This is a genomic window from Flavobacterium sp. TC780 (genome assembly GCF_056783245.1).
On record NZ_JBXBAV010000118.1, the window covers coordinates 1 to 11,310 of the forward strand.

At 31.9% G+C, this 11,310-nt stretch carries 10 protein-coding genes and 3 pseudogenes; 1 reads left to right on the forward strand and 12 read right to left on the reverse strand.

The genetic code is table 11. From position 1 onward, the window contains the following. Positions 1–72: 72 nt before the first annotated feature. From AC1RYN_RS13000 to AC1RYN_RS13035, 8 genes and pseudogenes are all read right to left on the reverse strand, one after another. The gene (locus AC1RYN_RS13000) at positions 73–753 is read right to left on the reverse strand and encodes an AI-2E family transporter (protein WP_481807305.1); all 681 of its coding nucleotides are present in this window, start codon (positions 751–753) and stop codon (positions 73–75) included. Between the two features lie 382 nt (positions 754–1,135). Next, positions 1,136–1,669 carry a mechanosensitive ion channel domain-containing protein gene (locus AC1RYN_RS13005; protein WP_481807306.1) on the reverse strand — a complete coding sequence of 178 codons (534 nt, stop codon included), beginning with the start codon at positions 1,667–1,669 and terminating at the stop codon, positions 1,136–1,138. 12 nt (positions 1,670–1,681) lie between these two features. Beyond that, positions 1,682–2,266 carry a Maf-like protein gene (locus tag AC1RYN_RS13010; RefSeq protein WP_481807307.1) on the reverse strand — a complete coding sequence of 195 codons (585 nt, stop codon included), beginning with the start codon at positions 2,264–2,266 and terminating at the stop codon, positions 1,682–1,684. Between the two features lie 105 nt (positions 2,267–2,371). Beyond that, positions 2,372–2,677 (reverse strand): hypothetical protein, encoded by a 306-nt coding sequence (locus AC1RYN_RS13015; RefSeq protein WP_481807308.1) that lies wholly within the window; start codon positions 2,675–2,677, stop codon positions 2,372–2,374. A gap of 139 nt (positions 2,678–2,816) precedes the next feature. After that, on the reverse strand, positions 2,817–3,098 hold the full coding sequence (locus AC1RYN_RS13020; protein ID WP_481807309.1) for a UbiA family prenyltransferase: 282 nt from the start codon (positions 3,096–3,098) through the stop codon (positions 2,817–2,819). A 309-nt stretch (positions 3,099–3,407) separates the two neighbouring features. Further along, a pseudogene (locus AC1RYN_RS13025) lies at positions 3,408–3,936 on the reverse strand (KdsC family phosphatase). Continuing rightward, the gene (locus AC1RYN_RS13030) at positions 3,920–4,201 is read right to left on the reverse strand and encodes a DUF2520 domain-containing protein (protein WP_481807310.1); all 282 of its coding nucleotides are present in this window, start codon (positions 4,199–4,201) and stop codon (positions 3,920–3,922) included. Before AC1RYN_RS13030 ends, AC1RYN_RS13025 begins: the two are co-directional and overlap by 17 nt. Beyond that, positions 4,183–4,680: an NAD(P)-binding domain-containing protein gene (locus AC1RYN_RS13035; protein ID WP_481807311.1), complete on the reverse strand. Its 498-nt coding sequence runs from the start codon at positions 4,678–4,680 to the stop codon at positions 4,183–4,185. Before AC1RYN_RS13035 ends, AC1RYN_RS13030 begins: the two co-directional genes overlap by 19 nt. Positions 4,681–4,877: 197 nt before the next feature. On the opposite strand from AC1RYN_RS13035, the gene AC1RYN_RS13040 reads away from it, so the two are divergent. Then, positions 4,878–8,141, forward strand: coding sequence for a cytochrome c biogenesis protein (locus AC1RYN_RS13040; protein ID WP_481807312.1), 3,264 nt, complete (start codon positions 4,878–4,880; stop codon positions 8,139–8,141). A gap of 610 nt (positions 8,142–8,751) precedes the next feature. On the opposite strand, the pseudogene arsB reads toward AC1RYN_RS13040, so the two are convergent. The 4 genes and pseudogenes from arsB to AC1RYN_RS13060 form a co-directional block, all read right to left on the reverse strand. Further along, positions 8,752–9,824: pseudogene (gene arsB, locus AC1RYN_RS13045) on the reverse strand (ACR3 family arsenite efflux transporter). A 1-nt stretch (position 9,825) separates the two neighbouring features. Continuing rightward, on the reverse strand, positions 9,826–10,446 hold the full coding sequence (locus AC1RYN_RS13050; RefSeq protein ID WP_481807313.1) for an arsenate-mycothiol transferase ArsC: 621 nt from the start codon (positions 10,444–10,446) through the stop codon (positions 9,826–9,828). A gap of 19 nt (positions 10,447–10,465) precedes the next feature. Further along, positions 10,466–10,935, reverse strand: a pseudogene (locus AC1RYN_RS13055) (DUF6428 family protein). Positions 10,936–10,953: 18 nt separating this feature from the next. Continuing rightward, positions 10,954–11,241, reverse strand: coding sequence for an ArsR/SmtB family transcription factor (locus AC1RYN_RS13060; protein WP_481807314.1), 288 nt, complete (start codon positions 11,239–11,241; stop codon positions 10,954–10,956). Positions 11,242–11,310 lie beyond the last annotated feature (69 nt).

An 11,310-nucleotide genomic window follows, 5' to 3' on the forward strand; every position in this document is an offset into this window, starting at 1 on the left:
AAGGTTAATACATGCTCCTGTTGTTAGGGAGGCAGCACCTTGATAAGCCCTAATAAAATAAAATATTTCACATCAATGATGTAAAGGCCTATACTGGTTAATACAGAAACAACTAGCATTTCTATAATAAGACCAACAATATAATTGTTTATAGATACTTTTATTTCGGGTTAGAATTTCTTTTAATTTAGTATGGTGCTCTTTCTTGAATAGTTTTGCCAAAAATAGAATGAAATGTTTCTTATATAGTAAAAACAGGAAAATAAAAATGGGAATTATAGTGCAATCTAAAAGAACATCCGAAACAGAAATAAAGAAAAGGGTACTTATTTTTTCGCCACCATTTTTTACAGAATCAGAAATGACATTTTCAAGGTATTTTTTTTGTTCGCCAGTACTAATATTAAAATTTGCTTTAATAAAGTTTTGAAAATCATTAAAAACTGAAATGGCATTTTTCTTAATTACAGAAAAGTCATTGGCAATATCACTAATCTGATAAGATATAAAAGTAAGTATCCCAATTATAATTAATACAAAAATGAGAACTGTGACTATAGACGCTAGAAAATGGGGGAAGCGTAATTTTACGTGCAATAATGTAAATAATGGTAGTAATAGAACCGAAAATAAAAAGGCCAATAATATTGATGTTAAGATATCTTTACCAATAAAAAATATAAAGCCAATACAAATTATACTTATTAATACACACATTAGTTTTACATAAAAAGGCAATTTAATTGTTTCCATAACTAATTTATTGAGATTAAAAGCTCTTATTACGACTAATAAAAACTAAGTTAAACAAATGTTATGTTTATTTACTTTTTTACGTTCTACATTTTTAAGATTAGCTTATAAAATTCCCATAAAATTTACAACCATATAAGTCGTTTAGGTAAATAGAAGTTTTGAGACACTTTGTTTAAATGAATTTACATGACTTAACATGGTTCGTTATTTTAAAACTATAAAAGACATTTTCGTAAATATAAGTTTTTAAATACGCTGCTTAAATGGTCTTATATGACTTATATGTTTGGTAATTTGCAATCACATAAGTTCTATAAATAAATATAAGTTTTGAAATATTTTGCTTAAATGAACTTATATAACTTACATGGTTAACTTTTTAATCAAAAAACTCTTTCTCTTCAAAGTGAGCAGATATAATTGAGATTCCTTTTTGCAGAAGCAAATTATTAGGATAAATAATTTTCTCACCTTCTTTAGTTTTTAAACTTACATGAAAAGCATTTATATCTTCAATTTCGGCCTCGATTGGAAAGTCTTTATCATGAATTTTTATAGAATCTCCAATTTTAAATGGAAATGAAAAGAATAGGATAATTCCCGATGTAATATTGCTTAAAATAGACCATTGCGCAAACATTGCCACACCAATAACGGTTGCTATAGAAGATACAGTAAGGAAAATATCATCGGTTTTGACTCCCCAAATAACAAATAAACCTATTATAAATAGGGTGTTTACGAGTAAATTAATGTATTTGATTATCAAATTGGTTCGATGCTCAAGAAAATGCTCTTTTCGGGCATATTTCCAAACGATTTGGGTAATAATAATTCTTACCGAAACCATTACTACAATAAAGATTCCTGTTGCAAATATTTCTTTGGCGTAATCGGTAAAAAAAGCTGTCATAATTCTATATTTTTAATCTAATGTACTTAAATATTCATAAACTCTATGCGTAGGCAATCCCATAACATTGGTGTATGAGCCTTCTACTTTTGAAACGCCCATAAAACCAAACCATTCCTGTATGCCGTATGCGCCAGCCTTGTCGTAGGGTGTGTAGTTATCTATATAATATAATATAGCCTCGTCGCTTAATTTGGTAAAGGTAACCTTTGTAATTTCATTTATAACAGTTGATTTTTCATTAGTTGTAAAACATACAGAGGTAATAACGTCATGCGTAGTATCCGATAATGATTTCAATATAGTAAAAGCATCTTCTTTATCTTTAGGTTTACCCAAGGCTTTATCATTATGCCAAACAATAGTATCACTTGTAATTAAAATTTCGTTTGGGTTTAATTGTCCATCAAAAGCACTTGCTTTTAATTCTGCCAGATAATCGGTAATTTCAACACCTTTTAATTCTAGAGGATATATTTCTTCGACATCTTTTAATCGGATTTCGAAATCTAAATCTAAGTCTTTAAAAAATTGTTGACGTCTTGGAGAACCAGAAGCCAGTATTAAAGTATATTTTTCTAATTTTTGCTTAAGCATTGTATTTAATATTAAGATTGATGATTAAAATTGATAGAATTCCGAAGAATAAAATCCATTTTAGAATAGAGCTCAAATTGTGAAACTCTTTTTTTGTTTTGGCAGTTATAATTTTTGCAATAAAATAAAGTAGTGGAGCAAGCACAAATATAAAGGCATATAATGTAGCGATATAAAGATTGTTGGCACTAAATAGTTATTGATATAGATTAATAAAAAAACAACTGGAATAATTGAAAGTGCAAAAACAATTTTGGCTGTTCGGCTAGCACCAATTGCAATAGGTAGTGTATTCATACCTTGATTATAATCTCCATTTACATCTTCGATGTCTTTTACAATCTCTCGTATAAAATTAATCATAAAAGCAAAAACGGCATAATCAAAAAGTATAGAGAACATACTTGTCATTTGTGCTCTGTTTTCATTATCAGTAGCTGGAAATAGGTCAAAAACACCAATTATTATAACGCTAAATGATAAAGATCATGCAACAACGATATTCCCAGAATCATAATTTGTTTTAGAGTTGTAGCATAAAAATAAAGACTTAGCTGCAACTAGAATAAAAACCATACGAACCAAGTATCATAATTACATTCGATAAGTAAAAACCAATAGCAACACCACTAATATTAAGGGCTACATATATATTATAGGCTGCAGTTTCAGAAATGCTTTTTCCTACCACAACATCACCAGGTTTATTTATTAAATCGGTTTCCTGATCAAAAATATTATTAATCACATATCCGGCGGCAGCAATTAAAACGGTGCTTAGCACCAATAAAGCATATTGCCAATGGGCTAGTGCCAAAGGAATATTTTGCAATTTTAAGAAGCCATAACGAAATAGTATTTGCATAAAAGCAAGCATCATTAGGTTCTGGTAGCGAATGAGTTTGAGGTATTTGTTGACTTTTTCTTTTTAAGGCACTTTTTGAGGTACTCAGGTTCTAAGCAACAAAGTTCCAATAGTCTTTATAAGAGATCTAAAGGTTATTATATTATCCAAATCATGGAGTTTAGATTATATACTACATGGTTTTGTTACAAAGTCTATAAAATACAAAACTTAATTCTTAATGTGTAATACAGACACTGTAGATTGATACTGAACACTGTTACTGAATATTAGCCTCTAATCGTGTTTCCCATTAAAGTGCTGCCATCCATTTTCCTTGTACTTTCATAACTTGTTCGATTACATCACGTGCAGAACCTTTTCCTACTTTTTTTACATGTGAGATATAACGACTAATTGTTTTTATTTCAGGACTTGCGTCTTGAGGACAAGTAGGTAATCCTACTAATTTCATTACATGATAATGAGGGATATCATCACCCATGTATAAAACTTGCTCAGACTTAATATTGTATTGCTCAGTGTATTCTTTAAAAGTTTCTACTTTATCCGGAGTTCCTAAATGGATATCTGTTATTCCTAAATTGCGTAATCGTATACGCACGCCTTCATTGCTTCCGCCAGAAATAATGCATACATTATACCCACTTTCAACAGCTGCTTTCATCGCATAACCATCACGAATATTCATCGTACAAAAATGTCCTTTTCATTGGTTACAAAAACCGAACTATCAGTAAGTACTCCATCAACATCAAAAATAAAAGTAGTGATGTCGTTCATTATTTTTATAACTTTTTGCCATTATTTTGTATAGATTTTGTTAGTAATGTGTATATTTTTTTTTGATTTTCATTTGATAAATAACTCAAATGGGATTCGATTGTTGTAATATCATTGCGTTTTGCAGGACCTGTTTGAGCTTCAATAGGTGAAAGGGTATTGATTTTATTGGCAGTTTCAGCGATTAAAGGCTTTAATATGTCAAATGAAACCTGATGTTCTTCGCATATATCATGTCCGATTAGGTATAAATGATTGGTGAAATTATTTACAAATACAGCTGCCACGTGCAATGCTTTGCGTTGTTCCAATTGATGGAATATACCGCATCCGAAATGCTTTTAGCAACTGTTTCAAGTACCAAATAGTCGGTGTTATTTTCGGCTTCTAAACAAAGCGGAATCACTTTAAAATCGACTTCTTTATTCTTTGTAAATGTTTGTAAAGGATAAAAGACAGCGCTTCGGTTTTTTGTATTAATTGTCTGTAATGAAGCAGTTCCAGAAGTGTGAGCTACCAGTTTGTTTTTAAAAGGCAATTGTTCCGAAACCATCGATATCGCATCATCAGAAACGGCAATAATATACAAATCGGCTTCTTTTAAAAGAGCAAGATCAGTTACAATTTTATTAGAATCGAGTAGTGGAGCTATTTCTTTTTTGGTTCTGGAATATACTTCAATAAGTTCAATCGCACTGTTTTTTGCGAAAGCATTTATTAAATGTTGAGATACATTTCCGGATCCAATAAGTGTTATTTTAATCATACTGCAAAATTAGCAATTTTTTTTAAAGGACTCCCGTTACTAGGCAAGTTCGTTGATAAATTGACTTTAGTAAGAAAATTAATTCTTTAGATTTCGTAGAAGTGCTTTATTTTGGATTTAATTAACAAAAGCACGAATATTTGAGTCAACATTTTTAAGTACTTTTGTGCCACTTTATAAAATGTAATTCCTTAGTAATGGATAAAAAAATATTCTCCTTTTTGTTTTCTACACGATTAATGGCTGTCCTTTTTTTAACATTTGCAATTGCAATGGGAGTCGGGACCTTTATAGAAAGTAAGTACAATACCGACACAGCCAGAATTTTTATATACAACTCATGGTGGTTTGAGGTCATAATGGTTTTCTTCTTAATTAATTTCTTTGGAAATATTAAAAGATATCAATTACATAAAAAAGAAAAATGGGCAACTTTAATACTGCATTTGGCTTTCATTTTTATTCTTTTAGGAGCTTTTATAACACGTTATATTAGTTATGAAGGGATGATGCCAATTCGCGAAGGGGCTGCTGAAAATCAAATATATTCAGACAAAACATTCCTTACTGTTTTTGCAGATGGAGAGTTTAAGGGAGAAATGAAACGCCGTGTCTTTGAGAAAAATTTACTATTATCTCCAGTAGCCAATAACGATTTTAGTATTTCAGGTAAATTTGATGAAACTCCATTTGAAGTTGAATATAAAGATTTTATCATGGGAGCTAAAGAGGTTGTGAAACCAGACGCTAATGGAATTTTATATTTAAAATTGGTGGAAGCTGGTGATGGTGGACGTGAAGAACATTTTCTTAAAGATGGTGAAGTACAAAATATACACAATGTTTTATTTGCATTAAACAAACCTACACAAGGAGCTATTAATATCAATACAACAGGTGAGGCATATACAATACAAACCCCTTTTGAAGGAGATTTTATGCGTATGGCCGATAAATTTAAAGGAAAAGTAACTAAAGATAATGTGCAGCCATTAATGATGCGTTCATTATATAGTATTGGAGATATCCGTATTGTATTCCCAGATCCAGCTGTAAAAGGAGTTATTGCTTATGAATCAAATAATGATTACAAGGCAAAAACGCATGAAGATGCTTTGACAGTAACGTTAAAAGCTGAAGGGCAAGAGAAAGAAGTAACATTATTAGGATCAAAAGGTAAAATTGGAGATTTTAAAACAGTTAAAATTGGAAAAATTGATTATACTTTTTTCTATGGAAGTAAAGCTTATATACTGCCATTCAAGGTTAAATTGAATGACTTTATAGCTCAAAAATATCCAGGAACAGAGAAAAGTTATTCTTCTTTTGAAAGTAAAGTTACTGTTATAGATTCAACTAAAACATTTGATGCTAGAATTTATATGAACAACGTATTAGATTATAGAGGATATAGATTCTTCCAATCTTCATTTGATCCAGACGAAAAAGGAACAGTTTTATCAGTAAACCACGATTTCTGGGGAACTAACATTACCTATTTCGGTTATTATTTGTTGTATTTTGGTCTAATGGCAATTATGTTTACTAAACATTCTCGTTTTGCTGACTTAAAGCGCAAACTAGAAAAAGTAAAAAATAAAAAAGCAAAATTTATTACTATTTTAGTTTTAATGTTGAGCTTTAACGGATTTGCCCAAGAGCAACATGACCACGATCACGATCATGACCACGATCATGCAGCACATAGTACTGATCCTAATCATGACCATGCAAAAGATCATGACCATAATCATGCAGCAGAAACAAAGGATCCAAAGAATCATGCAAATCATGTTACGAGACCACCAAGTCAAAAACAACTTGATTCATTAATTAATATCTATAAAGCACCAAAAGAACATGCAGCCAAATTTGGTCGTTTGATTATTCAGGATGCAGGTGGAAGAATGAAGCCTATTAATACTTTCTCATCAGAATTATTGAGAAAAGTAAGTCATGATGATACGTATAACGGAATGAATTCTGATCAGGTATTTTTGTCAATGACACAATACGCTCAGGTTTGGATAGAGATACCAATTATATATATTAAATCAGGAAATGATAGTATTCGTAAAATTATCGGAATTGATAAAGATGCAGGGTTTGCTCCATTTATTAAGTTCTTTGACGAGAAAGGAAACTATAAATTATCACCTTATTTAGATGCTGCTTATAAAGCGGCAAACCCGAATCAGTTTGAGAAAGATTTTATCGAAACTGATAAAAAGGTAAACTTAATGGAATCGGCTTTAAGCGGAAGTATATTAAAAATATTCCCTATTCCAAATGATCCAGGCAATAAATGGATCTCCTACTTAGAGATTAGCAATGCTGGTTTAAAAGGAATGGACGAAACTTATGTGAAGCAAATTTTACCAATGTATTTTGCCGCTTTAAATAATGCTTCGATTACAAAAGATTTTAAACAAGCCGATGAATTGCTAGAAAGCATCAACGGGTTCCAAAAGAAATTTGGTAGTAAAGTTCGTCCAAGCGAAGAGAAAATTACATCGGAGTTATTGTATAACAAATACGATGTTTTCAAGAAGCTTCCGTATTGGTATATCACGGCTTCAATTTTAATGTTTATTTTTACTATTGTAAATATATTCTTTGAGAAAAAAGCATTACGTATTACGATAAATGTATTTCATGTTATAATTGGTATCTTATTTGGTTTACACACATTAGGATTAATAGCACGTTGGTATATTGCAGGACATGCACCATGGAGTAATGCGTATGAGTCTATTGTTTATGTGGGTTGGGCAACAATGTTCTTTGGTTTGGCTTTTGATAAAAAATCAAAATTAACCGTTGCGTCATCTGCATTTGTAACTGCAATGATTTTAATGGCTGCTTATATGAACTGGATTGACCCAGAAATAGCTAATTTACAACCTGTTCTTAATTCATACTGGTTAATGATACACGTAGCAGTAATTGTTGCTAGTTACGGACCATTTGCACTAGGAATGATATTAGGTTTTGTATCGTTATTATTGATTTTCTTTACCAATAAGAACAACAAAGCCAAGATGGATTTAAATATTCAAGAAATTACATACATCAACGAAATGGCATTGACTATCGGTTTGATTATGCTAAGTATAGGAAACTTCCTAGGAGGGCAATGGGCCAATGAAAGTTGGGGACGTTACTGGGGATGGGATCCAAAAGAAACTTGGGCATTAATTAGCATTATGGTTTATGCATTTGTAATTCACGCTCGTTTTGTACCAGCTTTACGCGGAAAATGGTTTTTTAACCTAATGAGTATGTTTGCATTTATTTCAATCTTATTTACTTATTATGGAGTAAACTTTCACCTAGTAGGATTACACTCTTATGCAAGTGGAGAAGCACATTCATTAGATTGGATTTGGTATTCATTGGGAATAATTACGCTGATAGGAGCTGTGACTTATCCAAAATACCGCAAGTATTATAAAAAATAACAAATTATTAGTTCACATAAAAAGGTTCAACTGTAAAAAGTTGGACCTTTTTTTATTTAACAATTTTCCTCCTAAGGAGGTTCTAGAAGTTTTAGAATTTAGTTTTAGTAAAAGTATGGCTTTACGAATTTTGTGGTAAATTAAGATTTTGAATTAGAAGCTGCTTCCTGCTGTTCACTATATCTTTTTATTTTTAAAGGAAAAATAAAAAGGATGCCGTTTCCATCAGGGCTAGGGCTCTCGTTTTCATGATAAAACAATTAATATAAATCTGTTCAATCTGCCAAATCTGAAAGAGTCATTGAGAAATGAGACTTCGACAATAGTAAATTGATGTAGTAATAGCTTTCCAAACTGTGTAGAGTAACTAGTAGAGATTGCTTCGCCAGTTTACTATTGCTCGTGTATTCCTGCGTCTGGATGATAAGATTATGTCACCTTTTGCGTGTAAAATGAACCGCAAAGAGCGCAGTTTCGATAGGTATCGGGGTACGCATAGTTCACAAAGTATTTCATAAAGATTTATACACAAACTAAGCTACAAAGTTCCGATAGCTATCGAAACTTTGTAGCTTAGAGCCTCAGCACCTTAAAAGAAGCCTTTGTTACTTTAAACCTCTGAGTTTTTAAAAGAAACTTTTTTGAACCAAAAAGCAACATTTACCAAAGCAATTAAGGCAGGGACTTCAACAAGAGGGCCAATTACGCCAGCAAAAGCCTGTCCACTATTAATTCCGAAAACTCCAATGGCGACTGCAATTGCAAGCTCAAAATTGTTTCCAGTAGCAGTAAATGCAATTGCAGTAGCTTTAGAATAGTCAGCACCAAAATACTTGCCAGTAAAAAAGCTAAATACAAACATTATTACAAAATAAAGAATCAGTGGAATAGCAATTCGTATTACATCCATAGGAATTTGCACAATTAATTCTCCTTTTAGGCTGAACATGATTAAGATGGTAAATAATAGTGCAATTAGTGTGATAGGTGAAATTAGAGGCACATATTTATTCTCAAACCAAGTGATTCCTTTTAGCTTAATAAGAATATAACGGCTGCTAATACCAAGTGCAAAAGGAATACCTAAATAAATACCAACACTTTGGCAATTTGAACAATAGAGATATTTATATTAAAACCAGTATAACCAAAATACGGAGGTAAAATAGTAATGAAAAGCCAAGCATAAACACTATAAAGCAAAACTTGAAAAATACTGTTAAGGGCAATTAAACCAGCAGCATATTCACGATTTCCATCAGCAAGGTCGTTCCAAACAACAACCATTGCAATACATCTGGCTAAGCCTATTAAGATTAAGCCAATCATATATTCAGGATAACCATTTAAGAATAATAAAGCCAATCCGAACATTAAAAAAGGGCCAACAATCCAGTTAAGAAATAGAGAGGCACCCAATACTCGGGTATTTTTAAAAACTTCTCCCAAGAGTTCGTATTTAACTTTCGCAAGTGGAGGATACATCATTAATATTAATCCAATTGCAAGCGGAATATTAGTAGTTCCGCGAGAGAAAGAATTAATGAAATCTCCGCTCGATGGAATAAAATAACCAATTGAAACGCCTACAGCCATAGCAAGGAAAATCCAAAGCGTTAAAAAACGGTCAAGAAAACTTAATTTTTTTCTTTCGAAAGTTGGAGCGCAAGTATTTGCAGACATATTATTTGTTTATTTGTGAGAAAACATAAAACATTTCGGTAGCAATTTGTACACTGCGTTCTTGATATTTCTCAAATTGTTGAGGTGTATTATCAAATGCTTTCGGATCATCGTAAGTAATCGGAATGCGTTTTTCAGCACCAGCAATAAATGGGCATCCCTCATCGGCCTGCGAACACGTCATTATAGCTGCAAATTTGCTTTCGGGATTAAAATTAGCATCAAATGATTTAGAAAACCCAATAATAGGTTGTTCGTTAGGCGCAAATTTTATAGAATAAATAGGGTTTTGACCTTCGGAAATAGTTTCGATTTTAAAACCGGATTTTTTTAGCGTTTTAATAACCATAGGAAATAAAGCAGTTGCTTCCGTTCCTCCCGAATAACAAGAAGTGTTTTTTATGCCAAAATGCGCAGCAGCAGCTTGTGCCCAAATTTGTGCCAGATGACTTCTTCTCGAATTATGGGTACAAATAAAATTAAGCCTAATTTCTTGTAGCGTATTCACTCTATTTTGTATAAAAACTACCAAAGGGAGCAAAATTTCTTTGCGCTCAGCAGGAATGTTTTTAAAATCAAAAGAACGAATTGTGTTTTCGATTTCGGGAAATAGTGTGCTCATATTTAAGATGTTTTAAAAATTAGCAACAGCTTCCGCCTGGAGTACAAGAGTTGGATTGATTTGATATATCCGAAAGATTTACTTTTTGTTTTTCCGATGGAATTCCGATTGATCCATAGCAAGGCAAGCAGTTTGTTTATTTAATAAAAGAAAATCTTTACCGTTAAAGTCTAAATCATACTTACCGATAGTCGTATCTTGATATTCTACTTCGATTTCAAAATCTTCGATGCCTAAAACCTTTTCCGAAAGCTCGATGATATGAACTAGTTTTTGAGGTTTTAATCTGTGTTCGTAATCATTAGCATCCCAAAGCTGAAAATTGACAACCGTTTCTTTGCGAACCGTCCCGCCACAATCGATAAAGTTTTTGGTTATTAAACCAACTTCGGTAACGTGAAAATATTCGGGTACAAAAGACCCATTTGGAAGTTGAAAATTAATCGTTTCAACTGTTTTTAAAATTTTTTTAATTTCTGAAAGTTTCATAGTTTTTATTTTTAATATTTAACAACATTCATTATTTCTTTTCTCCAAATGTGCTGTAACATGTTGGAAAAAGACCTTGATTTTTTCAAATCCAGATTCGTTAATACAATAGCAAATCGCGTTTCCCTCGATACTTCCTTTTATCAAATTAGCATTTTTAAGCTCTTTAAGGTGCTGAGAAATGGTAGGCTGAGAAAGAGGTAATTCGTTTACGATATCACCACAAATACACGCATTTACTTTTAATAAGTATTCTATGATAGCAATTCTTGCAGGATGCCCTAATGCTTTTGCCAGAATAGCCAGTTCATTTTGATTGTCTGTAAAAAAATCAGTTTAGGTGCTGCCTCCCTAACAGGAGCATGTATTAACCTT